This window comes from Rhodococcus pyridinivorans (genome assembly GCF_900105195.1).
Classification (GTDB): Bacteria; Actinomycetota; Actinomycetes; order Mycobacteriales; family Mycobacteriaceae; genus Rhodococcus; species Rhodococcus pyridinivorans.
Window position 1 is genome coordinate 2,396,943 of record NZ_FNRX01000002.1, and the last position, 23,624, is coordinate 2,420,566.

General features: G+C 68.6%; 25 protein-coding genes, 1 tRNA gene and 1 other RNA gene. 13 read left to right on the plus strand and 14 right to left on the minus strand.

Features of this window, described 5'->3' with window-relative positions:
* Positions 1-69 precede the first annotated feature (69 nt).
* The 3 genes from BLV31_RS11490 to BLV31_RS11500 all read left to right on the plus strand — a co-directional run bounded on the left by BLV31_RS11490 (position 70) and on the right by BLV31_RS11500 (position 2,692).
* Positions 70-1,197 (plus strand): NDMA-dependent alcohol dehydrogenase, encoded by a 1,128-nt coding sequence (locus BLV31_RS11490; RefSeq protein ID WP_019289833.1) that lies wholly within the window; start codon positions 70-72, stop codon positions 1,195-1,197.
* 52 nt (positions 1,198-1,249) lie between these two features.
* Positions 1,250-2,062, plus strand: a complete 813-nt coding sequence (locus BLV31_RS11495) for a serine hydrolase domain-containing protein (RefSeq protein WP_064061323.1) — start codon at positions 1,250-1,252, stop codon at positions 2,060-2,062.
* A gap of 123 nt (positions 2,063-2,185) precedes the next feature.
* Positions 2,186-2,692, plus strand: coding sequence for a DUF3145 domain-containing protein (locus BLV31_RS11500; RefSeq protein WP_006554444.1), 507 nt, complete (start codon positions 2,186-2,188; stop codon positions 2,690-2,692).
* Between the two features lie 112 nt (positions 2,693-2,804).
* Here BLV31_RS11500 and BLV31_RS11505 read toward each other — a convergent pair whose 3' ends face one another.
* The 6 genes from BLV31_RS11505 to aceE form a co-directional block, all read right to left on the minus strand.
* A complete protein-coding gene (locus tag BLV31_RS11505) occupies positions 2,805-4,238 on the minus strand; it encodes an acyl-CoA carboxylase subunit beta (RefSeq protein ID WP_064061322.1) in 1,434 nt (477 codons plus the stop codon).
* A 91-nt stretch (positions 4,239-4,329) separates the two neighbouring features.
* Entirely contained in the window at positions 4,330-5,586 is a 1,257-nt protein-coding gene (locus BLV31_RS11510) for a KasA/KasB family beta-ketoacyl-ACP synthase (RefSeq protein WP_169823825.1), read from the minus strand.
* Positions 5,583-5,861 (minus strand): meromycolate extension acyl carrier protein AcpM, encoded by a 279-nt coding sequence (gene acpM / locus BLV31_RS11515; RefSeq protein ID WP_006554441.1) that lies wholly within the window; start codon positions 5,859-5,861, stop codon positions 5,583-5,585. The genes BLV31_RS11510 and acpM overlap by 4 nt, the downstream gene beginning before the upstream one ends.
* 120 nt (positions 5,862-5,981) lie before the next feature.
* Positions 5,982-6,899, minus strand: a complete 918-nt coding sequence (locus BLV31_RS11520; RefSeq protein ID WP_024101330.1) for an ACP S-malonyltransferase — start codon at positions 6,897-6,899, stop codon at positions 5,982-5,984.
* Positions 6,900-7,027: 128 nt separating this feature from the next.
* Complete coding sequence (locus tag BLV31_RS11525) at positions 7,028-8,341, minus strand: PucR family transcriptional regulator (protein WP_006554439.1); 1,314 nt, start codon at positions 8,339-8,341, stop codon at positions 7,028-7,030.
* Positions 8,342-8,407: 66 nt separating this feature from the next.
* Positions 8,408-11,257 (minus strand): pyruvate dehydrogenase (acetyl-transferring), homodimeric type, encoded by a 2,850-nt coding sequence (gene aceE / locus BLV31_RS11530; protein ID WP_033097778.1) that lies wholly within the window; start codon positions 11,255-11,257, stop codon positions 8,408-8,410.
* Positions 11,258-11,582: 325 nt separating this feature from the next.
* Here aceE and BLV31_RS11535 point away from each other — a divergent pair, with 325 nt between their 5' ends.
* The 3 genes from BLV31_RS11535 (at position 11,583) to BLV31_RS11545 (ending at position 12,605) form a co-directional block, all read left to right on the plus strand.
* Positions 11,583-12,005, plus strand: coding sequence for a DUF3052 domain-containing protein (locus BLV31_RS11535; protein ID WP_006554437.1), 423 nt, complete (start codon positions 11,583-11,585; stop codon positions 12,003-12,005).
* Positions 12,006-12,036: 31 nt separating this feature from the next.
* Positions 12,037-12,501: a peroxiredoxin gene (locus tag BLV31_RS11540; RefSeq protein WP_006554436.1), complete on the plus strand. Its 465-nt coding sequence runs from the start codon at positions 12,037-12,039 to the stop codon at positions 12,499-12,501.
* Between the two features lie 32 nt (positions 12,502-12,533).
* Positions 12,534-12,605 (plus strand) — tRNA-Val (locus BLV31_RS11545).
* Positions 12,606-12,678: 73 nt separating this feature from the next.
* On the opposite strand, the gene BLV31_RS11550 is transcribed toward BLV31_RS11545, so the two are convergent.
* From BLV31_RS11550 to BLV31_RS11565, 4 genes are read right to left on the minus strand one after another with little or no spacing between them, the layout of a single operon-like run.
* Positions 12,679-13,038 carry a DUF5655 domain-containing protein gene (locus tag BLV31_RS11550; protein WP_064061355.1) on the minus strand — a complete coding sequence of 120 codons (360 nt, stop codon included), beginning with the start codon at positions 13,036-13,038 and terminating at the stop codon, positions 12,679-12,681.
* 38 nt (positions 13,039-13,076) lie between these two features.
* Positions 13,077-13,913: an SURF1 family cytochrome oxidase biogenesis protein gene (locus BLV31_RS11555; RefSeq protein WP_037216851.1), complete on the minus strand. Its 837-nt coding sequence runs from the start codon at positions 13,911-13,913 to the stop codon at positions 13,077-13,079.
* 28 nt (positions 13,914-13,941) lie between these two features.
* Positions 13,942-14,256: an arsenate reductase/protein-tyrosine-phosphatase family protein gene (locus BLV31_RS11560; protein ID WP_064061320.1), complete on the minus strand. Its 315-nt coding sequence runs from the start codon at positions 14,254-14,256 to the stop codon at positions 13,942-13,944.
* A complete protein-coding gene (locus BLV31_RS11565) occupies positions 14,246-14,944 on the minus strand; it encodes an HAD hydrolase-like protein (RefSeq protein ID WP_064061319.1) in 699 nt (232 codons plus the stop codon). Before BLV31_RS11565 ends, BLV31_RS11560 begins: the two co-directional genes overlap by 11 nt.
* A gap of 75 nt (positions 14,945-15,019) precedes the next feature.
* On the opposite strand from BLV31_RS11565, the gene BLV31_RS11570 reads away from it, so the two are divergent.
* The 3 genes from BLV31_RS11570 (at position 15,020) to BLV31_RS11580 (ending at position 18,137) form a co-directional block, all read left to right on the plus strand.
* Entirely contained in the window at positions 15,020-16,168 is a 1,149-nt protein-coding gene (locus tag BLV31_RS11570; RefSeq protein WP_064061318.1) for a Nif3-like dinuclear metal center hexameric protein, read from the plus strand.
* A 74-nt stretch (positions 16,169-16,242) separates the two neighbouring features.
* Positions 16,243-16,980 (plus strand): zinc ribbon domain-containing protein, encoded by a 738-nt coding sequence (locus BLV31_RS11575; RefSeq protein WP_006554428.1) that lies wholly within the window; start codon positions 16,243-16,245, stop codon positions 16,978-16,980.
* Entirely contained in the window at positions 16,977-18,137 is a 1,161-nt protein-coding gene (locus tag BLV31_RS11580) for a bifunctional RNase H/acid phosphatase (RefSeq protein WP_064061317.1), read from the plus strand. Before BLV31_RS11575 ends, BLV31_RS11580 begins: the two co-directional genes overlap by 4 nt.
* Before the next feature lie 133 nt (positions 18,138-18,270).
* Here the strand turns inward: BLV31_RS11580 and BLV31_RS25395 are convergent, their stop codons facing one another.
* Complete coding sequence (locus BLV31_RS25395) at positions 18,271-18,516, minus strand: lipase family protein (protein WP_064061316.1); 246 nt, start codon at positions 18,514-18,516, stop codon at positions 18,271-18,273.
* Between the two features lie 182 nt (positions 18,517-18,698).
* Positions 18,699-19,220: a DUF1697 domain-containing protein gene (locus BLV31_RS11590; RefSeq protein WP_064061315.1), complete on the minus strand. Its 522-nt coding sequence runs from the start codon at positions 19,218-19,220 to the stop codon at positions 18,699-18,701.
* A 55-nt stretch (positions 19,221-19,275) separates the two neighbouring features.
* On the opposite strand from BLV31_RS11590, the gene rnpB reads away from it, so the two are divergent.
* The 4 genes from rnpB to BLV31_RS11610 all read left to right on the plus strand — a co-directional run bounded on the left by rnpB (position 19,276) and on the right by BLV31_RS11610 (position 22,159).
* An RNA gene (gene rnpB, locus BLV31_RS11595) (RNase P RNA component class A) lies at positions 19,276-19,683 on the plus strand.
* Positions 19,684-19,928: 245 nt separating this feature from the next.
* On the plus strand, positions 19,929-20,111 hold the full coding sequence (locus BLV31_RS11600) for a hypothetical protein (protein WP_006554424.1): 183 nt from the start codon (positions 19,929-19,931) through the stop codon (positions 20,109-20,111).
* 43 nt (positions 20,112-20,154) lie between these two features.
* Positions 20,155-21,564: an RNB domain-containing ribonuclease gene (locus tag BLV31_RS11605; protein WP_064061314.1), complete on the plus strand. Its 1,410-nt coding sequence runs from the start codon at positions 20,155-20,157 to the stop codon at positions 21,562-21,564.
* Positions 21,554-22,159 carry a CHAP domain-containing protein gene (locus BLV31_RS11610; protein WP_064061313.1) on the plus strand — a complete coding sequence of 202 codons (606 nt, stop codon included), beginning with the start codon at positions 21,554-21,556 and terminating at the stop codon, positions 22,157-22,159. Before BLV31_RS11605 ends, BLV31_RS11610 begins: the two co-directional genes overlap by 11 nt.
* A 6-nt stretch (positions 22,160-22,165) precedes the next feature.
* On the opposite strand, the gene pip is transcribed toward BLV31_RS11610, so the two are convergent.
* Positions 22,166-23,125 (minus strand): prolyl aminopeptidase, encoded by a 960-nt coding sequence (gene pip, locus BLV31_RS11615; protein WP_039585164.1) that lies wholly within the window; start codon positions 23,123-23,125, stop codon positions 22,166-22,168.
* 3 nt (positions 23,126-23,128) lie between these two features.
* A complete protein-coding gene (locus BLV31_RS11620) occupies positions 23,129-23,587 on the minus strand; it encodes a hypothetical protein (protein WP_064061354.1) in 459 nt (152 codons plus the stop codon).
* Between the last annotated feature and the right edge of the window lie 37 nt (positions 23,588-23,624).

Sequence of the window (23,624 nt, forward strand, 5' to 3'; positions counted from 1 at the left end):
TGTTCCAATTCTGTGCGATTGTGGCTATCGTCACGTGCACAACCGGCAATGCGATGGAAGGCGAGCCAGATGAAGACCAAGGGTGCAGTGCTGTGGGGCATCGACGAACCGTGGTCCGTCGAGGAGATCGACCTCGGCGATCCCGTCGCGGGCGAAGTGCAGATCCGCATGGAAGCCGCCGGCATGTGCCATTCCGACCATCACATCGTCACGGGCGCAACCCCGATGCCGTCCTTCCCCGCCATGGGTGGTCACGAGGGCTCGGGCGTGATCACCAAGGTCGGTGAGGGTGTGGTGGGTCTCGAGGTGGGCGACCACGTCGTGCTGTCCTTCATCCCTGCGTGCGGACGGTGTCCGTCCTGTTCCTCGGGGCACTCGAATCTGTGCGACCTCGGGGCGGGACTGCTCGGCGGCCAGGCGATCTCCGACGGCACCTACCGCATCCAGGCCCGCGGCGAGAACGTGATCGCGATGTGCCTCCTCGGCACCTTCTCGCCGTACATGACGGTCAACCAGAGCCAGGTCGTCAAGATCGACAAGGACGTACCCTTCGAGCTCGCGGCGCTGGTCGGCTGCGGCGTGCCCACCGGCTGGGGTTCGGCGACGAACATCGCCGAGGTCAAGGCCGGCGACTCGGTCGCCATCATCGGCGTCGGCGGTGTCGGCATGAGCGCTCTGCAGGGCGCCGTCGCCTCGGGTGCGCGCCACGTGTTCGCGATCGACCCGGAGCCGTGGAAGCGGGAGCAGGCGCTCAAGTTCGGTGCCACCCACACCTACGCCTCCATCGAGGAGGCCATCGTGCCCATCATGGAGATCACGTGGGGCCGCATGTGCCACTCGACGATCATCACCGTGGGCGAGATGAAGGGCGAGCTGGTCGATCCGGCACTGACACTCACGGCCAAGGGCGGCCGGTGCGTCGTCACGGCGATGGGCTACATGTCCGACATGGACGTCAAGCTCAACTCGTTCCTGCTCTCGATGCTGCAGAAGGACCTCAAGGGCAACATCTTCGGTGGCTGCAACGCGCGGGTGGACATCCCCAACCTGCTCGACCTGTACAAGTCCGGTCAACTGAACCTGGCCGACATGGTCACGCGTACCTACACCCTCGAGCAGATCAACGACGGATACCGGGACATGCTCGAGGGCAGGAACATCCGCGGCGTCATCCGCTACACCGAAGCCGACTGGTGACCGGTACCGACCGGTGACCCCGCGCCGCCGGGGCGTCTCGTAGGCTGATCGCGTGCACAGCCTCGATCTGCTCAGCGACTGGCCTGTCGACCGTTCCGCCGCCGCGGTGGTGACCCGCGACGGCGGAACGGTCGCGTCCAGGGGAGACCTCGACGAGGTCTTCCCACTCGCATCCGTGACGAAGCCGCTCGTGGCGTACGCCGCGCTGGTGGCCGTCGAGGAGGGCGCGATCGAGCTCGACCAGCCCGCGGGCCCCGCGGGGTCGACGGTGCGCCACCTGCTCGCCCACGCCTCCGGTCTGGCGTTCGGTGAGCGCACCGTGCAGACCGAACCCGAACGCAAGCGGATCTACTCGAGTGCGGGCTTCGAAGTGCTTGCCGAACTCGTCGAGACGGAAACCGGTATCGAGTTCCCGGAATACCTCCGGCAAGCGGTCTTCGAGCCGCTCGGCATGCCGTCCTCGTCCCTGCCGGGGCCGGCGGGTCACGGGGCGCAGTCGTCGGTCGCCGATCTCGCGTTGTTCGCGCGCGAGCTGCTCGACCCCGTGCTGGTCTCGCGCGAAACCCTCACCGAGGCGACCAGCGTGCAGTTTCCGGGTCTGAACGGACTCGTGCCCGGCTACGGGATGTTCAAGCCCAACGACTGGGGTCTCGGATTCGAGATCCGGGGCGAAAAGAACCCGCATTGGACCGCTCCCGGTAATTCACCGCGTACTTTCGGTCATTTCGGTCAATCGGGCACATTCATTTGGGTAGATCCCGAAATTTCCGTCGCCGCTGTGGTACTTACTGATCGTGCGTTCGGAGACTGGGCCAAACCGCTCTGGCCTGCCCTCGGAGACGCGATCATCACCGAATTCACATGAACCTCTCTGGTTCGCTGGCGAAACACACGCCACACGGGCACACTTGTACGCAGCCTGCATGGAGAAGCCTTGGTCGACGAAGGTCGTTGGGGAAGACGTCCTGGTCGAACCGGAGGTGAATGTATGCGCGCATCCAACCAATTCGCGGATGCCACGGCGGGGGTGATCTATGTCCACTCCTCACCGGCGGCGGTGTGCCCGCACATCGAGTGGGCACTGGCCGACATCCTCGACTGCCGGCCCGATCTCTCGTGGACGGGCCAGCCCGCCGCACCGGGGCTGCTGCGCACCTGCGTCGACTGGGTCGGGCCCGTGGGCACGGCCGCGCGACTGGCCGACGTGCTGCGGTCGTGGCCGATGCTCCGCTTCGAGATCACCGAGAATCCCAGCGAGGGCGTCGACGGCGAACGTTTCAGCTACGCCCCCCGACTGGGTCTGTGGCGCGGGTGCACCAGCGCCAACGGCGACATCGTCGTCGGAGAGATGCGTCTGCGCGCCATGCTGTCCTCCGCCGATGTCACGAGCGAACTGCACCGCGCCCTCGGAACGGCATGGGACGAAGAGCTCGAGCCGTACCGCAGCGGCGACGAAGGCGCGCAGGTGACGTGGCTCCGCCGGGACGTCGGCTGACCGCGGTCCGCCGCCCCGGCGACGCGACCGGAACGCACCCCACATCTTCCTGATACGAGAACACCGGCACCGCTCCGAGGAGCGGTGCCGGTGTTCTCGTGCTGTGTCCGGATCAGAGCGGAATATTCTTGTGCCGTCCGCGAACCGCGGGTGCGGCGGCGAGCGCGGCGGCCAGGGTGCTGCGCGTGGTGGCGGGATCGATCATCTCGTCGACCACACCGATGGCCATCGCACGACCGACGCCACCGGCGATCGCCTCGTGTTCGGCGGCGAGACGGTCGTGCAGCGCCTCACGCTCTTCCTCGGGAGCCGCGGCGAGGGCCTTCTTGTGGAGGATGCCCACAGCGGCCTTCGCGCCCATCACGGCCACCTCGGACTCCGGCCACGCGTAGACGGCGGTGGCCCCGAGCGCCCGGGAGTTCATCGCGATGTACGCGCCGCCGTAGATCTTGCGCGTCACCAGCGTGACACGGGGAACCTTCGCCTCGGCGAACGCGTGGAGCAGCTTGGCGCCGCGTCGCACGACACCCTCCCACTCCTGGCTCACACCGGGAAGGTAACCGGGAACGTCGACGATGACGACGAGCGGAACACCGAAGGCGTTGCACATCCGCACGAAACGCGCTGACTTCTCGGCGCTCTCGGAGTTGAGGCAGCCGCCGAGGCGCAGCGGGTTGTTGGCGATGACCCCGACCGTGCGGCCGCCGAGACGGCCGAAGCCGGTGACGATGCTGCGGGCCCAGCCGGCCTGCAGTTCCTCGAAGGAGGACTCGCCGTCGACGTTGTCGAGCAACTGGTGGACGATCGGCCGCACGTCGTATGCGCGTCGCGGCGAGGCGGGCATCAGCGCCCGCAGGTCGGTGTCGCCGAGTGTCGCTGCGACGACGTCGAATTCGCCCTGCTCGGCCAGCATCGACACCAGGCGGCGGGCCCGGTGCAGGGCGTCGGCCTCGTCGTGCGCGGCGATGTGCGCGACACCGGACTTCTTGGTGTGCGTGTCGGGGCCGCCGAGCGACTCCATGTCGACCTGCTCACCGGTGACGCTGCGGACCACGTCCGGTCCGGTGACGAAGACACGGCCCTCGGGGGCCATGATGACGATGTCGGTCAGGGCCGGGCCGTAGGCGGCACCGCCGGCCGCGAAGCCGAGAACGACGGAGATCTGGGGGATCAGACCGGACGCGCGGACCATGGCCTCGAAGACCAGGCCGACGGCGTGGAGGGCTTCGACGCCCTCGGCCAGACGCGCGCCACCGGAGTGGAAGATGCCGACCACGGGGATCTCGTGGTCGATGGCGTGGTCGATGGCGGAGACGATGTGCTTGCATCCCTCGACGCCCATGGCTCCGCCCATGACGGTGGCATCGGAGCAGTATGCGACGGTGCGGATGCCGTCGACCTCGCCGACGGCGGCGAGGACGCCCGACTTGTCGCGGGTGTGCAGCAGTTCCAGGCTGCCCGGGTCGAACAGTTTCTCGAGACGGGCCAACGGATCTCTCGGGTCCACCGTCGTCTCACGCAGGGTGGCTGGATCCAGGATGGTCATCGGGTGCTCCTCGGGCAGACGCGGTGGTGGTGGGCTGCGGTGGAGGCTCCGGGTGGAGCCTCCACCGCATGGGGCGCAGCGGCGTCGACGGTCAGGCGCGACCGAATGCGAGCGCCACGTTGTGCCCACCGAAACCGAACGAGTTGTTCAGCGCGAAATCGATCCGGCCGGAACGTGGTTCGCCCTTGACCACGTCGAGATCGATCTCTGGATCCTGGTTCTCGAGATTCAGCGTGGGCGGGATGACCCCGTCACGCAGAGCCAGGACCGTGAGTACTGCTTCGAGTGCACCCACCGCACCGATCGAATGACCGAGCGCGGACTTGGGGGCGTAGATCGCGGCGTGGTTGCCCACGGCCGCGTTGATGGCCTTGGCTTCGGCCACGTCGCCGATCGGGGTGGCCGTCGCGTGCGCGTTGACGTGCCCGATGTCGGCCTTGGTGAGCCCGGCGGTCTCGATCGCTCGCCGCATGGCCCGAGCCGCTCCCGTACCTTCCGGATCGGGGGCGACGATGTGGTAACCGTCGGAGGTGATGCCGGCGCCGAGGATACGAGCGTGGATGGTCGCTCCGCGTGCCTTGGCGTGCTCCTCGCTCTCGAGGACCATCAGTGCGCCGGCCTCGCCGAAGACGAAACCGTCGCGGTCCTTGTCGAACGGACGCGAGGCGCCCTTCGGGGCCTCGTTGCGGGTGCTCAGCGCCCGCATCATCGCGAAGCCCGCGGTGGCGACCGCGTCCAGCTGACCCTCGACACCACCGGTGACGACGATGTCGGCGTCGCCGAAGGCGATCATGCGGAACGCGTTGGCGATCGCCTCGGATCCGGACGAGCACGCCGAGACCGGGGTGATGACCCCTGCGCGAGCACCGAGTTCGAGCCCGACGGTGGCCGACGGTCCGTTCGGCATGATCATCTGCACCGCGAAGGGCGAGACCTTGCGGTAGCCGCCGGCACGGAGCTTGTCGACGGCGTCGATGAGCGACTCGCCGCCACCGAGGCCCGTACCGATGACCACACCGAGACGGTCCTGGTCGACTTCGGGGCTGCCGGCGTTCTGCCAGACGGTGCGCCCGAGGGTGAGCGCGAGGCGCTCGACGAAGCTCATGCGACGGAGTTCCACCCGGGACAGTCCCTCGTCGGGGCTGACCTTCAGGGTTCCGCCGATGCGCACCGGGAGGTCGAACTCGTCGACGAATCCGCCGTCGATGGTGCCGATCCCGCTCTCACCGGCCAGCAGTGCTTTCCAGGTGGCGTCCACGTCGCCGGCGATCGACGTCGTAGCCGCGAGGCTGGTGACGACGACGTTGCGGAGTGCCCGAGGAGAAGGGGAGGTCACAGCAGAACTCATTCGTTGTCGTTCGTGGCCTGAACGCCTGCGGCCTCGAGCTTCTGGATGTAGTTCACGGCGTCACCGACGGTGCGCAGACCGGCGAGATCCTCGTCAGGGATCTTCACGCCGTACTTGTCCTCGGTCTGGACGGCGATCTCGACCATGGACAGCGAGTCGATGTCGAGGTCGTCGACGAAGGACTTGTCGACGGTCACCTCGGAGGGCTCGATGCCGGTGACCTCTTCGATGATCTCCGCGAGACCGGCGATGATTTCTTCCTGGGTGGCGGCCACGATGTGGCTCCCTTCTCGATCTGTCGACTATGTCGTTCGAAACCGGCCGGATGTTTCCGGTCGGGGGTCCGGGGAGGTCCCGGTGAGGTGCCCGTGCTGTGCGACGGCGCGCGCAGCAACCTAACCGAGTTGAAGACTTTCGGCCAGAGCGGAGATCTCCGCGGGGGTCTTGAGGGCGACGGTGGGCGTGCCGCGCATCTCGCGCTTGGCGATGCCCACCAGCGTGCCGGCGGGGGGAAGCTCGACGATCCGGCTCACCTGCGCCGCGCGCAGGTAGGCGGTGCACAGGTCCCACCGGACGGGCCGGGTGACCTGAGCTGCGAGACGTTCGAGGGCGTCGGCTCCGGAGGTGACGGGCTTGCCGTCGTAGTTCGACAGCAGCGTGTGCGTCGGATCCGATGGTGTGATCTTCGCCGCGGCGGCAGCCACGGCGTCCTGGGCGGGTGCCATGAATCGGGTGTGGAAGGCACCGGCGACCGGCAGGGCGCGGACGCGGGCCTTCTCGGGCGGGTTCGCAGCGAGTTCCTCGAGCGCACTCAGGCGCCCGGCTGCGACGATCTGACCGGCCGCATTCATGTTTGCGGGGGCCAGATCCAACTCGGCGAGGCGCGCGAGCACCTCGTCCTCGGCGCCGCCGAGGACGGCGGACATTCCGGTGGGTTCGAGGGCGCAGGCGCGGGCCATCTCGGCTCCGCGGACGGCGGCGAGGGCGACGGCGTCGTCGGCGCTGATGACACCCGCGATGGCGGCCGCTGCGAGTTCGCCGACGGAGTGGCCGGCGACGATCGTGTCGGCGGGCACGAGGCCGCGACGGTCGAGATCCTCGAAGGCGAGCAGGGCGGAGGCCACCACGAGCGGCTGGGTCACCGCGGTGTCGGTGATCTCCTCGGCGGTGGCAGTGGTGCCGAGACGCGCGAGATCCAGTCCCGCCGTCTGCGACCACCGGTCGATCCGGTCGCGCGCTCCGGACTGCTCGAGCCACGGGGCGAGCATTCCGGGTGTCTGAGACCCCTGGCCGGGGGCAAGCAGCGAAATCACGATCACCAGGGAACACCGCGAACGGGTGCCTGCGAGATGTCGGTAGCGATGAAAGGTTGCCCCTCGATTTGTAGGGTTCCCACAAATCTGCACGTCGGTGCTCGCTATCGGTGGAAAGGCCGGGGACGTTACGTGTCCGATTCGCGAATTGTGAATCGTGTGACAGGTGGTGCAGGCGATCTCAATTCGTTATGGCTTCGTGCCAGGCGGCCTACCGTGGCAGCGATTCGAAGCACGTACGCATCGCGAGGATTTGTGGGATCCCGACCCGTTACTTCTGTGATCCGCTTCAATCGATACCGCACGGTATTTGGATGAACAAACAGCTTCCGGGCGCAAGTCTCGACAGCGCCCCCACTGTCGAGGTATGCGTCCAGCGTGTCCGCGAGGGACGGCCCGGCGGCTGCGAGCGGGGCGACGACGAAGTCCTCGAGCGCGGCGATCGCGCCGGGATCACCGAGCAGCGCACGTTCGGGCAACAGCTCGGCGGCGTGCACCGGCCGGGGAGCCCCCGGCCACCCCACGACCGCCTCCATGCCGGCGAGCGCTTCGACGGCGGAGACGTGTGCGGTCGCCAGCGTCGGTGTCGTCGGACCGATCACCACCGGATCGTCGGAGAACGCGCGCATCAACTCGGAGCGGAAGTCCGCCGCGTCGACCGTCCCGTGCAGTTCACCGCTGACCACCATCACCAGGCGTTCGCCCTGCACCACCGCGAGAGCCGCGCGACCGTGCTCCTGGGCGACGGTGTGCACGGTGGTGATCACCGAGACGCCCTGGTCGGGCGGGGGAGTACCGACTATCACCGTCGCCGGGGCGGTCGCGTCCCAGTTGAGGGTCGCGGCCCGCGACTGCATGTCGGGCCCGGTGTCCCCACGCACCACGGCGTCGACGACGAGGGCCTCGAGCCGCGTGTCCCAGGCGCCCCGCGACTCGGCCGCCCCCGCGTACACCGCCGCGGCAGCGAAACCGAGCTCGCGCCCGTACCGCAGGATCGCCTCGGTGAGCGCCACGAGCTGTTCCTCGTTGCGGGCGAGGGCCGGCAGCCACTGCTCGAAGAACTCCATCGCCGCGCGGACCATGTCCACCGTCTGGCGCAGCGTCAGTCGCCGGGCGAGATCCTGCGGGATCATCTGGAAGGCGTCGAGGCTGAAGCGCAGGTCGCTGTCGGGATTGCGCACCCACTCGAGGAAGTCGACCACCGACGTCTGGATCACCAGCTGCACGGTCGACCGCTGCGACGCGTCGAGATCGGCGAAGAAGGGCAACTGCTCCTGCATGACGTGTACCGCTTCGGTGGACAGTCGCCCCGAGAACTGCTTGACCCGACGGAGCAGCGCGTCGGGCAGCGGTGCCCGCTCGGGACGGGACGGCGGTACCGGGCGTTCCCTGTGAACGCCCGGTACCTGCCCGGTCCGGCGGGGTTGCGGCTCGTCGACCATGGGACGAAAGTACCCGGCGCCCGCGACCCGGCCGGTCACGCCACTCGGACGTGACCGGCGGACGGATCAGGCGACGCCCGGATCCGCCATCGAGACCGGGGCGGCCGTCACGTCGTCGATCTTGTAGGTGCGGGCCGCCTCGACGGCCTTCTCACGATCGATCGCGCCTTCGCGGCCGAGTGCCGAGAGCACCGCGACCACCGTGGACTCGGCGTCGATGTTGAACACGCGGCGGGCGGCGCCACGGGTGTCGGAGAAGCCGAAGCCGTCGGCGCCGAGCACCGTGTAGTCGCCCGGAACCCACTTGCGGATCTGATCGGGCACCGCGCGCATCCAGTCGGACACCGCGACGAACGGACCCGCCGCGTCGTTGAGCACCGACGCGACGTACGGCACCGAGGCTTCCTCACCGGGGTTCAGCAGCGCCTGGCGGTCGCACTCGACGCCGTCGCGGCGCAGCTCGCCCCACGAAGTGACGGACCAGACGTCCGCAGACACTCCCCATTCGTCGGCGAGCATCTTCTGCGCACGCAGCGCCTCGGGCATCATCACGCCCGAGACCAGGATCTGCGCCTTCGGACCCGACTCCGGTCCCCGCTTGTACAGGTAGATGCCCTTGAGAAGGCCCTCGACGTCGAGATCCTCCGGCTCGGCCGGCTGCGAGTACGGCTCGTTGTAGATGGTGATGTAGTAGAAGACGTCCTCACCGCCGAAGCCGTCGACACCCTCCGTGCCGCCGTACATCCGCCGCAGACCGTCGCGGAAGATGTGGGCGATCTCGTAGGAGAACGCCGGGTCGTAGGTGACCGCGGCCGGGTTGGTCGACGCGAGCAGCAGCGAGTGCCCGTCGGCGTGCTGCAGGCCCTCACCGGTCAGCGTGGTGCGACCGGCCGTCGCGCCGAGGGCGAACCCGCGTGCCATCTGGTCGGCCGCCGCCCACAGGCCGTCGCCCGTGCGCTGGAAACCGAACATCGAGTAGAAGATGTACACGGGGATCATCGGCTCGCCCTGCGTTGCGTAGGACGTCCCGACCGCCGTGAACGACGCCGTCGAACCGGCCTCGTTGATGCCCTCGTGCAGGATCTGCCCGACTTCGCTCTCCTTGTAGGCAAGCATCAGATCGGCGTCGACCGAGGTGTACAGCTGACCGTTGCGGTTGTAGATTTTCAGCGACGGGAACCACGAGTCCATACCGAAGGTGCGGGCCTCGTCCGGGATGATCGGCACGATGCGCTTGCCGATCTCCTTGTCGCGCAACAGTTCCTTGAGCACACGGACCGTCGCCATGGTGGTGGCGACCTCCTGCTTGCCCGAACCCTTGCGGACGACGTCGTAGGTCTTCTCCGCGGGCAGCGCCAACGGCTTCGCGGTGGTGCGGCGCTCCGGAAGGAAACCGCCGAGGGCCCGGCGACGCTCGAGCATGTACTGGATCTCGGGCGACTCGAAGCCGGGGTGGTAGTACGGCGGCATCTTCGGATCCTTCTCGAGCTCTTCGTCCGAGATCGGGATCCGCTGGATGTCGCGGAAGTACTTGAGGTCCTCGAGGGTGAGCTTCTTCATCTGGTGGGTCGCGTTGCGGCCCTCGAAGTGCTTACCGAGCGTGTAGCCCTTGATGGTGTGCGCGAGGATCACCGTCGGCTGACCCTTGTGCTCCATCGCCGCCTTGTAGGCCGCGTAGATCTTGCGGTAGTCGTGGCCACCGCGCTTGAGGTTCCAGATCTGCTGGTCGGACAGGTCCTTGACCAGTTCCTTCGTCCGCGGGTCGCGGCCGAAGAAGTGCTCGCGCACGAACGCGCCGTCGTTGGCCTTGTAGGTCTGGTAGTCGCCGTCGGGGGTGGCGTTCATGAGATTGACCAGTGCGCCGTCCTTGTCGGCGTGCAGCAGGGCGTCCCACTCGCGGCCCCACACGACCTTGATGACGTTCCAGCCGGAGCCGCGGAAGAACGACTCCAGCTCCTGGATGATCTTGCCGTTGCCGCGCACCGGGCCGTCGAGACGCTGCAGGTTGCAGTTGACGACGAAGGTCAGGTTGTCGAGACCCTCGGTGGCCGCGACGTGCGCCAGACCGCGCGACTCCGGCTCGTCCATCTCGCCGTCGCCGAGGAACGCCCAGACGTGCTGATCGGAGGTGTCCTTGATGCCCCGGTCGTGCAGGTAGTGATTGAACCGTGCCTGGTAGATCGCGTTCATCGGGCCCAGGCCCATGGACACGGTCGGGAACTCCCAGAAGGTCGGGAGCAGGCGCGGGTGCGGGTACGAGGGCAGGCCGCCGCCGAGCGAGGCGTGGCTGTGCTCCTGACGGAAGCCGTCGAGCTGCTCCGTGCCGATGCGGCCCTCGAGGAAGGCTCGGGCGTAGATACCGGGGGAGGCGTGGCCCTGGATGAAGACCTGGTCGCCGCCGCCGGGGTGGTCCTTGCCGCGGAAGAAGTGGTTGAAGCCGACCTCGTACAGGGCGGCGGACGACGCGTAGGTGGAGATGTGACCACCGACGCCGACACCCGGGCGCTGCGCGCGGGTGACCATGATCGCCGCGTTCCACCGGATGTACGCCCGGAAGCGACGCTCGACCTCCTCGTCACCGGGGAACCACGGCTCGCTCTCGGTGGGGATGGTGTTGACGTAGTCGGTGGAGGTCAGGGCGGGAAGGGAGACCTTGCGCTCGTTGGCACGCTCGAGCATGCGCAGCAGCAGGTAGCGCGCGCGGGTGGGGCCCGCGGCCTCGAGCATCCCGTCGAACGACTCGAGCCACTCTTCGGTCTCCGCCGGATCGATGTCCGGCAGATAGGAGGCCACACCCTCGCGGATCACCCGGACACGGTTGTCCTTGGTCGATGCCGGCTTGGCCGAGGAATCCGGTCCCGACGCGCCCGGTGCGGCGCCTTCTCGGGAGTCGGATCCGTGGATCAGGTCTGTCAACGTCTGCTCCTCATCGTGGTGGGCGCGTAGGTGGAGCGCCCTCTCCGTCGGCCGGCTCTTGTGGGAGCCGACGCAATCGACATCTGAACATGATGCACCCCTCATCTTCCCCCATCCGCGACGAAGGATCACGCCGTGGCCCGGCCAACAGGACGGAACGGACACCGTGCGAGGCGGTGCAATGGGTCCCTCTGGAAAGATTCTCCCGCTTTTCCCAGCGATTCGGGTTGCGTTGAGGCCCGCAACGATGTTCGCTTTGACCAATTGATCGTCACGCCGGTACGCGGATCCGATTCGCGCACCACAACCCTTAGGAGGAGCCACCGTGGTCGCCGCGGCGGATGCCAAGAACTATGTCTCCAAGCTCGGTATCACTCACGACCACGTGGTGCAGGAACTCGGTTGGGACGAGGACACCGACGACGAGTTGAGAGCTGCGATCGAAGAGGTCACCGGTACCGAGCTGCTCGACGAGGATTCCGACGAGGTCGTCGACGTCGTGCTGCTGTGGTGGCGCGACAGCGACGGCGACCTGGTCGACGCCCTCATGGACGCGATCGGCCCCCTCGCCGACGAGGGCGTCGTGTGGGTGCTCACCCCCAAGACCGGGCGCCCCGATCACGTCGAGCCCAGCGAGATCGCCGAGTCGGCCGCCACGGCCGGCCTCACCCAGACCACGGCCACCAACCTCGGTGACTGGATCGGCAGCCGCCTCGTCCAGCCCAAGGCCGGCCGTCCCCGCCGCTGAACCGGCTCCCGGAACGTAAGGATCCATACGCATGCCGATCGCCGTGGGCGCCGAAGCCCCCGATTTCACTCTCAAGGACCAGAACAACCAGGAGGTGACGCTGTCGAGCTTTCGGGGCAGCAAGAACGTGCTCCTGGTCTTCTACCCCCTCGCCTTCACCGGCGTCTGCCAGGGCGAACTGTGCGCCGTCCGCGACGACCTGCCCACCTTCGAGAACGACGACACCGCCATCCTCGCGGTGTCGGTCGGCCCGTCGCCGAGCCACAAGATCTGGGCAGCCGAGCAGGGATACACCTTCCCGCTGCTGTCCGACTTCTGGCCGCACGGCGAGGTCGCGCAGGCCTACGGTGTGTTCAACGAGAAGTTCGGTTTCGCCAACCGCGGCACGTTCGTCATCGACAAGGACGGCATCGTGCAGTTCGCGGAGGAGAACCAGCCCGGAGAGGCCCGTGACCAGGGAGCTTGGGCCAGAGCGCTCGCCGCGCTAAAGTCCTGATGCGAAGTCGGCGGCACCTGCCGCCGTCTTTCGGGCGTGTAGCTCAGTGGTAGAGCTCTGGTTTTACACACCAGCGGTCGGGGGTTCGAAACCCTCCGCGCCCACAATCACATGTAGCGATTCCGGTGGATCCGGCCACCGTCTAGCGGGGTCCGATCCACACAAATCCCCTAGACGTCAGTCGCGTGGTTCCGCCGCGGTGCGGTAGGCGACGTTCAGCAACTCCACGAAGTGGTCGTCGAGGTCGTCGACCGACGAGACGCTCAGCCGGTGCGTCGTCACCGTCCCCTTCTTCGGGAACGCCTCACGCAGCGTCGCGTGGTGGATGCGCCGCGGCAGATCCAGAGCCACCTCGAGACGCGAGGCGTAGACGAACGCCGCCGCGAACGGACGGCCCCGCGACCAGGAGATCTCCGACGCGTGAACGTGCTCGGTGACGTCGCCGCCGAGGTCGAGGATCATCGCGCGCACGTGCCGGAACACATCGACGGCGGCCGGATCCTTGTCGGCCAGATAGTCGTCGACGGTCGCGTACATCGGGAGCTCCTCGAATCGGGGCAGAGTGGTCGGCTCGGTCACCGCGGCCGGCCGTATCGATCGGCGAGCTTCTCGCTCGCGGTGCGCGGTGCCGCTTCCGCCGGGGCCTCGGCTGCGTCACCACCGTCTTGCGAACCCTTGGACTTCCTACGCTCCCGCAGCTCGGCCCACACAAAATAGCCCAGACCCAGCGGAGCCATGATCCCGAACGCCAGCCACTGCAGGCCGTACGACAGGTACGGGCCCGAATCGAGCTGGGGGAGCGGGATCACGCCGAGACCGCCGGGCTGGTCGGCGTCGAGCTGCAGGTAGACGTCCTCGAGATCAAGACCAGTGACGGATGCGACCTGCGGGGCGTCGATGAAGTAGACCTGCTGGTAGCCGTCGTCGACGAAGGGGGCTTTGTCCTCGACCGTTCCCTCGGACATCCGGATGCGGGCGTCGAGCGTGACGGGGCCGGACGGCGCGGGCGGGATCTCGGGGATCTCGGTGCCGCGGACCGGCCGCACGTACCCGCGGTTGACGAGGATCGTTCCGCCGGAATCGAGTGCGAACGGAGTCAGCACCTCGTAGGCCGGCTGCGACTCGACGCTGCGCAACCGCACGAGCACGTCCGACTCGGGCAGATAGGAGCCCTGCGCGAGCGCACGGCGCCACTCGTCCTCGATGGTCGGACCGTCGCCGCCCAGTAGGTCACCGACGGGAACCGGATCCTGTGCCATCGACGCAGCGATGCGACCGTTGCGGTCCTCGGTGCTCGTGTTCTTGCCCAGCTGCCACGGCGCGAGGACCGTGAAGCACGCGTAGGCGAAGCCGACGACCACCAGTGCCAGGACCAACCAGCCGGGGCGTAGGAGAAATGTCAATCGGCGCACAGATCCACGGTAGCCGGTGAGGTGCGTCTCACTGCTGCCGCACCCGCTCGAGCAGGCCCGGAACGGCGGTTTCGATCTGCTCGCGGACCTGCTCGAACTCGTCGAGAGAGCCGTAGTACGGATCGGGCACGGAATCGTCGTCGGCGTCGGGATCGAACGAACGCAGCAGCACACGGCGATCGGACGGGACACCGAGCTGCGCCAGCGCCCGCTCGTGAGTGGTGGTCATGGCGACGACGAGGTCGGCCGCCAGGTGCTCGGCGAAGATCTTCTCGGCCATCGGCGACCGGCAGATGTTGCCGGTGCACACGAAGGTCACGTGGAAGCGGTCGTCAGCGTCCACCCGTGAGTACCTCCCGCAGTTCCTCGACCGAGGCGGTCGTCCGCGCCGCCGCACGACCCTCGGTCTCGGTCCCGTAACCCCACTCGACGAAGACCGTGGGGATGCCGAACCGGCCCGCACCGTGGATGTCGTGCTCGCGGTCGCCCACCATCACCACACCGGTCGTGCCGCCCGCCTCGGCATCCTGCGGATCGATCCCGAGAGCGGCGAGGCTGTGCGCGACGACCTCCCACTTGTGCCGCCGGGCGCCGTCGTCGCTCGCACCCCCGATGAACTCGAAGTATCCGGTCAGACCGAAGTGGTCGAGGATCCGTTCGGCGAACGTCTGGGACTTCGACGTCGCCACCGCCAGGCGGCTACCTGCCTCACGGACGGCCTCGAGCACTGCTTCGATGCCGTCGAAGACGGCGTTCTCCGCCCAGCCGGTGGCGGAGTAGTAGTCCCGGTAGGCCGCGAGTCCCGCAGCGACCTGCTCCTCGTCGAGCCCGAGATTCTGCAGGGTGTCGCGCATGGGCGGTCCGAGCAGCCACTGCAGGTTGCCGTCCGGTGCCTCGAAGCCGGTCGTCTCGGCGGCGTGGAGGAACCCGTTGATCACCCCGGTCGCGGAATCGGTGAGCGTGCCGTCCAGATCGAAGAGGACGACGGGAGCAGGGAGCACGAGCGGCTGGGTGGCAGCAAGAACGGTCACCGGGCCATTCTCCCCGTTCGTTCGGTCTTCCGCCGCGTAGGGTCGTGCGCGTAGGAGAGAGCGGATCGGCTGGAGGTGGACGTGACGGCGGCGACGCTGCGTGAGGTGATCGACGTTCTGGAGACGGCCTACCCGCCGTCGCTGGCGGAGAGCTGGGACTCGGTGGGACTCGTCGCCGGCGACCCCGACGAGCCGGTGCGCAAGGTGCTGCTCGCCGTCGACGCGACCGCGGCTGTCGTCGACGAGGCGATCGAATGGGGCGCGCAACTGCTGCTGGTGCACCACCCGCTGCTGCTGCGCGGAGTCGACACGGTGGGCGCGCACACCCCCAAGGGCGCGCTGATCCACCGCCTCATCCGCGGCGGCTGCGCTCTGTTCACCGCGCACACCAACGCCGACCGTGCGAACCCCGGTGTCTCGGACGCCCTCGCCGGGGCGCTGGGCCTGACCGGCCTGCGACCGCTCGAGTCCAAGCCCGAACCCGCGACCGACAAGTGGGTCGTGATGGTGCCGTCCGACGCCGCCGACACGGTGCGCGCGGGACTGTTCGCAGCGGGCGCGGGTGCTCTCGGCAACTACCGCGAATGCTGCTGGTCGACCACGGGCACCGGCCAGTTCCGCCCGGTCGACGGCGCGGACCCGGCCGTCGGCTCGGTCGGCGACCTCGAACGCGTCCCCGAGGACCGGATCGAGGTCATCGCGCCGCGCCGGTCGCGCGCGGCGGTACTCGCGGCCCTGCGCGACGCGCACCCGTACGAGGAACCGGCCTTCGACATCATCGAACTCGCCGACCTGCCGAGCGATCGCGGGCTCGGCCGGGTGGGGGAGCTGCCGCAGACCCGCACGTTGCGCGAGTTCACCGCCGACGTCGCCGCCGCGCTGCCGGCCACCGAATGGGGTGTGCGCGGTGCGGGCGACCCCGACCGGCCGGTGCGGACCGTGGCGGTGTGCGGCGGATCCGGTGATTCTTTCCTCGGGCTCGCCACCGCGCAGGGCGTCGACGTCTACGTCACCGCCGACCTGCGGCACCATCCCGCCGACGAGCATCTGCGCGCCGGGGGTCCCGCGCTGGTGGACGTCGCGCACTGGGCGAGCGAGTACCCGTGGTGCGCGCAGGCCCGCGACGTCCTCGATAGGGCGTTCGCCGATCGGGACGGCTGGCAGGCGCGGGTCAGCGAGTTGCGCACCGATCCCTGGACGACCGCGGCGGGCGCGGTACGGTAATCAGCTACGACACGTCCCGCGTGGCCGCCGACTCCCGGTCCACCGACACACCATCGAAAGCAGGAACCACCCGAGTGAACGTCGAACCCACCGTGCAGGCCAAGCTGCTGTCCCTCGCCGCCGTGGACGCAGAGCTGAACCGCCTCGCGCATCGCCGTCGGACACTGCCCGAACAGCAGGAGGTGGACCGCTTGCAGACCGAGCGCAACGCGCGCAAGGACGCCGCGGTGGCAGTCGAGATCATCCTCGACGACCTCGACCGGGACATCCGGAAGCTCGAGGGCGAGATCGAGGCCGTGCGCATGCGCGCCGACCGCGACCGGTCGATGCTCCAGAGCGGCTCGGTGGGATCGAAGCAGCTCACCGAACTGCAGCACGAGCTCACCAGCCTCGAGCGTCGCCAGGCGGCACTCGAGGACGACCTGCTCGAGGTCATGGAGCGTCGTGAGGCGTCGAAGGCCGACCACGACCACGCCGGTGCGCGGGTCTCGCAGGTCGACGACCAGCTCGGCGACGCCGTCCGGGCCCGCGACGAGGCGCTCGCCGACATCGAGGTGGCCGAGCAGCGGTGCCGCAGCGACCGCGAGGCACTGCTCGCCGTCTTTCCTACGGAACTGGTGACGCTCTACGAGAAGCAGCGCGAGAAGTCCGGCATCGGCGCCGCACTGCTGCAGGCCCGCCGCTGCGGCGCGTGCCGTCTCGAACTGGACCGCGGTGAGATCGCCCGGATCGCCGCCGCACCCGCCGATCTGCTCGTCCGGTGCCCGGAGTGCGACGCGATCCTGGTTCGCACCAAGGAATCCGGACTGTGACGACGGTCGTCGTCGAAGCGGACGGTGGTTCTCGCGGGAATCCCGGACCGGCCGGTTACGGTGCCGTGGTCTTCGATGCCGACCATCGGACCGTCCTCGCCGAACGCCAGGCGAGCATCGGGCGCGCGACGAACAACGTCGCCGAGTACAAGGGTCTGATCGCCGGTCTCACCGCCGCCGCCGAGCTCGGCGCCGACGAGGTGCACGTCCGCATGGATTCCAAGCTCGTCGTCGAGCAGATGAGCGGACGGTGGCAGGTCAAACATGCCGACATGATCCCGCTGGCCGCGCAGGCACGTGAGCTCGCCGGCCGGTTCCGCAGCGTCGACTTCACGTGGATCCCGCGTGCGGAGAACGCCCACGCCGACCGGCTGGCCAACGCCGCGATGGACGCGGCGGCCGAAGCGCTGCTGGACGTCGCGTCCGACACTGTGACGCGTCCCGTGGCGCCGTCGAATGCGGGGACCGAGAACGTCGCCACCCCGCCGGCCGTGCCTGTGCCCGATCCGGCAGTGCCGCCTTCACCCGGCTGGACCGGTGCGGTCGGATCACCGACCCGTCTTCTGCTGCTGCGTCACGGGCAGACCTCGCTGTCGGTCGAGCGTCGCTACTCGGGGCGGGGCAACCCGGAGCTGACCGAACTCGGTCGCGACCAGGCGGTCGCCGCGGCCCGGCGACTCGGTGCCCGCGGCGGGATCACCGCCGTGCTGGCGTCACCGCTGGGGCGAGCGCGGGAGACGGCCGCTGCGGCCGCCGACGCCCTCGATCTCCCGGTGACGGTGCACGACGGGCTGATCGAGACGGATTTCGGCGACTGGGAGGGTCTCACCTTCGCCGAGGCCGCGCGTCGCGATCCCGAACTGCACCGCCGCTGGCTCGGCGACACCTCCGTGCGACCCCCGAACGGCGAGAGCTTCGACGAGGTCGCCAAGCGGATCGCCTCGGTGCGCGACGACCTGCTGACCGACTACGCCGGCTCGACCGTGCTGGTCGTCTCGCACGTCACGCCCATCAAGACGTTCCTGCAGATGGCGCTCGAGTCCGGCCCGTCGCTGCTGTACCGCCTGCACCTGGATCTCGCGTCGCTCAGCATCGCCGAGTTCTACGCGGACGGCGGCTCGTCCGTGCGGCTCGTCAACGACACCTCGCACCTGTGAACCCGTAGCGGTCGCGAAACGACAAGTGGCCGCGCAGACATGTCGGGGGGTTGCCTGCGCGGCCACTCATCAGGTCTATCTGTCGGCCGACCGAGGGTGTTACACGGTCCCGAGAAATTCTTCCGGCGGGATGTCAGGCGGTGCAGCCGGACTGGGATTCCCGGCCGGAGAACCGCTGATCGAGCCAGTCGAGGCCTTCGACGACGGCCGGGAACATGCCGATCAGATGGCCCGTCCCGGTCTTCGTCAGAACGGGTCCGACGTCGTAGCGGCGGTAGGTGACGTCGGCGCCGGCCGAGCACCACTTGTCGACCATGGGGTCGACCCCTTGGACGAGCACGAAGTCGTCGCCCGTGCTCTGCGCCACGAAGATCGGCATTGCCGGGGCGCGGTTGCTGAGTTGCTGCTCGACGACCAGCGACGCCCACGGCTCGTCGCCGAGATGAAACCGTCGACGACCCAGCCGATCCCGCCGGAGAGCAGCGATCCGTCGCCGGCCACGGCGAGGAGGGACGCTACCTGCAGTCTGTACGCAGGTGCGATGGCCGGCGACGTGCCCTGTCAGGCCAGTCGACGCAGCGTGTTGAGGTTCCGGACGGTCGTCGTCGCCTTGTTCCGGGTCGAACCCGACTGTTTCCCCACGGCACTGTCGAGCGTCGAGCCCTTCACGACCTGCCAGTAGAGGACCCTCTTGCCTACCTCGATGCACTCGAGATTCGGATCGAGATCGTCCGACAGGGCGGCCAGCGATTCGAGTACGGCGGGATCGGAGACGAACACGACGTACGAATGCCGGTCGGCGCGTGCGTCGTCGAAGGGATACGCCTCGACGACCCGCGCGAGATACGACTGCTCGACGACGAAGGTGTAGGCCTCGTAACCGAACCGCTCGGTGAGTGCGGCCTCGATCCGGGCCTTCGCGGTGGCGGGGTCGTCCTCGGAGTCGAAGAGCACGTTGCCGGACGCGAGTACCGTGCGGACGTTCTCGAAGCCGAGGCCGACGAAGACCTTCTTCAGATCGGCCATCCGGATGCGGATGCCGCCGACGTTGATTCCGCGGAGCAGGGCCACGAGTCGCGTCATGAGTGCACCGTAGTTGGCGGCGCCGATACGCCGCGGGATAGTCTGGTCGAGCGAACGAGTCGGCCGGGCGGCCGCGGAGCAGGGAACCGGTACCGGATGGTGCCAGGCCCTGAATCGAGGAAAGTCCGGACTCCACAGAGCAGGGCGGTTGCTAACGGCAACCCGAGGTGACTCGCGGGACAGTGCCACAGAAAGCAAACCGCCTGCCGTACGGCAGGTAAGGGTGAAAGGGTGCGGTAAGAGCGCACCAGCGCCCCGGGTGACCGGGGCGGCTAGGTAAACCCCGCCCGGAGCAAGGTTGAAGGTCGCACCGCGTGCGGTGCGGCTGCGCAGGTGTTCGAGGGCTGCTCGCCCGAGCCTGCGGGTGAACCGCTCGAGGTACCCGGCGACGGTGTGCCCAGATGGATGGTCGCCACCCCGTTTCGGCGGGGGACAGGATCCGGCTTACAGGCCGGCTCGTTCGCCCGGCGTCTCCCGATCCCACCGCGTTGCTACCGGTCGGGTCAGATCGGATAGATGACCAGCAGGTGCGCCCAGTAGGAGGCCGCATCCGGACCCAGCCAGGGCAGCAACGCGTCGTAGAGGATGTAGGACATTGCTTGCTCCTTCGTTCGGACGTCGAGCACATGCGTGCGGCCCGACAGTACCGCGCCACGCCAACCGTCGGGTTGTCCGTACAGACAGATGCGATTCGGGCACACTGAGACCATGAGCGACGACGGCTGGTACTACGACGTGCGCACTGGGAAGGTCTCCCAGGGCAAGGATCCGCACGCCCTCAACCGCATGGGTCCCTATCCGGACAGGGAGACCGCTCAGCGGGCGCTGGAGATCGCGGCAGAACGGAACAAGGCGGCCGACGCCGCCGATGACGACTGGAAGAACGGCTGAGTCCGACGACGAGCACCCGAACCACCAGGAGTTCACGAGCATCGTGGTGACCACTCCCATCGTCGTCGCGCCCGCGATCGACTTCGCCGACGTGCGCGCCGAGTTCGACCTCGTCGACGAGTTCGCGCCGGAGGCCCTCGCCGAGGCGCGGCGGGCGGCCGACCGCTTCGCGGACGTACGTGAGGACCGCACCGATCTGCCTCTCGTGACCATCGACCCACTCGGGTCGATGGATCTCGACCAGGCGCTGCACCTCGAACGCACTGACGACGGCTTCGTGCTGCACTATGCGATCGCCGACGTGTACGCACTCGTCGAACCGAGTGGCGCACTGGACGCCGAGACGCACCGCCGCGGGCAGACCTACTACCTGCCCGACGGCTCGGTGCCGTTGCATCCGCGCGAGCTGTCCGAGGGCACCGCGAGCCTGCTGCCGGACGCCGTCCGTCCGGCGGTGTTGTGGCGCATCGAGACCGACCACCGCGCCGAGCCCGTCGCGGTGAGCGTGCGTCGTGCCCTCGTCCAATCGGTCGCACGTATGCACTACGCCGGAGTGCAACGCGACGCCGACGCGGGCCGGTTGCATCCGTCCGTCGAGGCGTTGCCCGATTTCGGGCGGTTGCGGGAGGCCGCAGCGCTCGCCCGTGGAGCGATCGAACTGCGCCTGCCCACGCAGGACGTCGTGCAGGACGGCGACGGCTGGACGCTGCAGATCGAACCGCGCACCGAGGCCGACGAGTGGAACTCCGAGATCTCGCTGCTCACCGGGATGTGCGCCGCGCAGATCATGATCGGGGCGCGGGTCGGGCTGCTGCGCACGCTCCCACCCACCGATCCCGCCGCGGTCGATGCTCTGCGCCGCACCGCGCGGTCGCTCGACATGCCGTGGCCGACGGGGCTGGGTGTCGGTGCCTTCCTCGCCTCGCTCGACGCCAACGACCCGAAGACGCTCGTGCTGATGAGCGAAGCGCCGACACTGCTGCGCGGTGCGTCCTACGCGGCCTTCGACGGTGACCTGCCCGAGACGATCCTGCACGGCGCGATCGGTGCGCCCTACGCGCACGTCACCGCGCCGCTGCGCCGGTTGTCCGACCGGTACGCCACCGAGGTGTGCCTCGCGGTGTCGTCGGGCCGGGACGTCCCGAACGAGGTCCGCACCGCACTGGCTGCGATGCCGAAGATCATGTCGTCGACCGATTCGCTCGCCGGCAAGGTGAACCGCGCGTGCATCGACCTGACCGAGGCCGTCGTGCTCGCGCCACGGGTGGGGGAGACCTTCGAGGCGACGGTCCTGAAGGAGGCCACCGAGCGGCGCGACGCGGAGGTGTTCGTCGCCTCCGAGACCGTCATCGGCCCGTGCGGCGGGGCGCCGGAGGAGGGCAGCACGGTGCGGGTGCGGCTCACCCTCGCCGACCCGCAGGCACGCAAGATCCGTTTCGACCATGACCGGTGAGACGCCGCGGCGGCGGCGACGGCCGGTCGCTGCCGTCCTCACCGTCGTGCTCGCACTGGGTGCGGTGCTCGCGGTGCTCGTGTGGTGGATCCTGCCGAACCGGCTGTTCCCGTGGGACAGCGCGGCATTCCCCGAGATCGACACCTCGGCGTTGACACCGACGCAGGTGCGGATCGTCGAACTGCTCGAGGAGCAGCACGAGGCGCAGAATCCCGGCACGTTCTACTCGGAGGGTGTCCGCGAACCGTGGTGCGCCGACTTCGTCAGCTGGATCATGCGGGAAGCCGTTGTGCCGCTGTCCAATCCGCATTCGGGCCACTGGCGGATCCCCGGCGTGTTCACGCTCGGTGAGTTCTACGAGCAAGCCGACCGCTACGAACCGGCGGGCACGGGTTACCGGCCGGAGGTCGGCGATGTGGTGCTGTACCACAACAGGATCGGTGTCGGTCAGCGCGAGCACACGAACATCGTCGTCGCCGTCGACGGTGATTCCGCGATCACCGTCGGCGGAAACGAGATGGGCCGCATCCGCGTCCACGAACTCGACGTGACCGGGGACGACGCCGTGGTCGGCTTCGGGCGGTTGCCGGGCTGATCCGGGTCAGCGGAAGGTGTCGGTGGCCTCGACGAGCCGGTGCACGATTCCCGGTTCGGTCGCCGCATGGCCCGCGTCGTCGACGATGTGCAGGCGGGAGAACGGCCACGCCTCGTGCAGGTCGTGCGCGCTGCGCGTCGGGCACACCACGTCGTAGCGGCCCTGCACAATCACGCCCGGGATGTCGCGCAGCAGATGCGCGTCGCGCAGGAGTGCCCCCTCGTCGAAGAAGCCACGGTGGTGGAAGTAGTGGTTCTCGATACGCGCGAAGGCCAACGCGAACCGGGGTTCGGCCGTCTCCGCGACGCGATCCGGGTTCGGCAGCAGTGAACTCGTGGCGCCCTCCCAGGTGGACCACGCGATCGCCGCGTTCAGGGCGACGTCCGGATCGGTCGAGTGCAGCAGGCGGTGGTAGACGTCCACGGGATGCTCGCCGGGCCCAGTGGTGGCGAGCGGGGCACAGAATCCTTCCCACGCCTCAGGGAACAGCTGCCCGGCGCCGCCGTTGTAGTACCAGTCGATCTCGCTGCGGCGCAGCAGGAAGATCCCGCGCAGGACGAGTTCGGTGACGTGCTCGGGGTGCCGCTGGGCGTAGGCGAGGGCGAGCGTCGAGCCCCACGACCCGCCGAAGACCATCCACCGGTCCACACCGAGGAAGGTGCGCAGCCGCTCGATGTCGGCGACCAGATGGTCGGTGGTGTTGACCGACAGATCGGCGCCGTCGGCCACGTGGGGCTGCGACCGGCCGCAGCCGCGCTGGTCGAACAACACGATCCGGTAGGCGCCCGGATCGAAGAAGCGCCGGTGCAGGGGTGCGGTGCCGCCACCCGGACCACCGTGGAGGAAGACCACGGGCTTGCCTTGCGGGTTGCCGCTGACCTCCCAGTACAGCTGCTGGCCGTCACCGACGTCGAGCATGCCCGTCTCGTGCGGCTCGATCGGCGGATACAGTTCGCGTCGCTCCATGGGTCAGAACCCGACGAGACCCGACGCGAGATCGGGAATGTCGAGGCCGCGCAGGGCCTCCTCGCGCACCTGCGGGCACTGCGAGGAGGTCGCCGCGTCGATGCGGCCCCGATCGCCCGCGAGCACGACGAGATCGACACCGTTCGCCGCACCCCATTCACCGACGAGGATGTTGAGACCGCCGCGACCCACCGACGGGGTGTAGGTGCGCCAGTTCGACAACTGACCTTCGAGACGAGCACACAGGTCGGCGGTCTGCGCTTCGGTGAAGCCCCCGGCTCCGGCTTCCGAGGGTGAGCCTGCCGCGGACGGCGAACGCGTGGGCTCCGTCGACCGCGACGTCTCGACCGTGGCGTCGGTCGACGTTCCGCTGGGTGCCGGATCCTGAGTCGGTGCGCAGCCGACGAGAACACCGGCCAGTGCGGCGGTGACGGCGGGGACGAGACTGAAGCGGAGCTGCATGGACACCTCGTGGTTTCGTACGGTCGGGTCGTCGTCG

Bases quoted from the DNA above. Each gene is read 5' to 3' on its own strand.
- BLV31_RS11610 (WP_064061313.1), top strand. From the start codon at position 21,554: ATGACCGGTGAGACGCCGCGGCGGCGGCGACGGCCGGTCGCTGCCGTC.
- BLV31_RS11525 (WP_006554439.1), bottom strand. From the start codon at position 8,341: ATGGTCGACGAGCCGCAACCCCGCCGGACCGGGCAGGTACCGGGCGTT.
- BLV31_RS11490 (WP_019289833.1), top strand. From the start codon at position 70: ATGAAGACCAAGGGTGCAGTGCTGTGGGGCATCGACGAACCGTGGTCC.
- BLV31_RS11550 (WP_064061355.1), bottom strand. From the start codon at position 13,038: ATGTACGCGACCGTCGACGACTATCTGGCCGACAAGGATCCGGCCGCC.
- BLV31_RS25395 (WP_064061316.1), bottom strand. From the start codon at position 18,516: ATGCCGATCTTCGTGGCGCAGAGCACGGGCGACGACTTCGTGCTCGTC.
- BLV31_RS11540 (WP_006554436.1), top strand. From the start codon at position 12,037: ATGCCGATCGCCGTGGGCGCCGAAGCCCCCGATTTCACTCTCAAGGAC.
- BLV31_RS11505 (WP_064061322.1), bottom strand. From the start codon at position 4,238: ATGACCATCCTGGATCCAGCCACCCTGCGTGAGACGACGGTGGACCCG.
- BLV31_RS11590 (WP_064061315.1), bottom strand. From the start codon at position 19,220: ATGACGCGACTCGTGGCCCTGCTCCGCGGAATCAACGTCGGCGGCATC.
- BLV31_RS11510 (WP_169823825.1), bottom strand. From the start codon at position 5,586: ATGAGTTCTGCTGTGACCTCCCCTTCTCCTCGGGCACTCCGCAACGTC.
- BLV31_RS11500 (WP_006554444.1), top strand. From the start codon at position 2,186: ATGCGCGCATCCAACCAATTCGCGGATGCCACGGCGGGGGTGATCTAT.
- BLV31_RS11600 (WP_006554424.1), top strand. From the start codon at position 19,929: ATGAGCGACGACGGCTGGTACTACGACGTGCGCACTGGGAAGGTCTCC.
- BLV31_RS11620 (WP_064061354.1), bottom strand. From the start codon at position 23,587: ATGCAGCTCCGCTTCAGTCTCGTCCCCGCCGTCACCGCCGCACTGGCC.
- pip (WP_039585164.1), bottom strand. From the start codon at position 23,125: ATGGAGCGACGCGAACTGTATCCGCCGATCGAGCCGCACGAGACGGGC.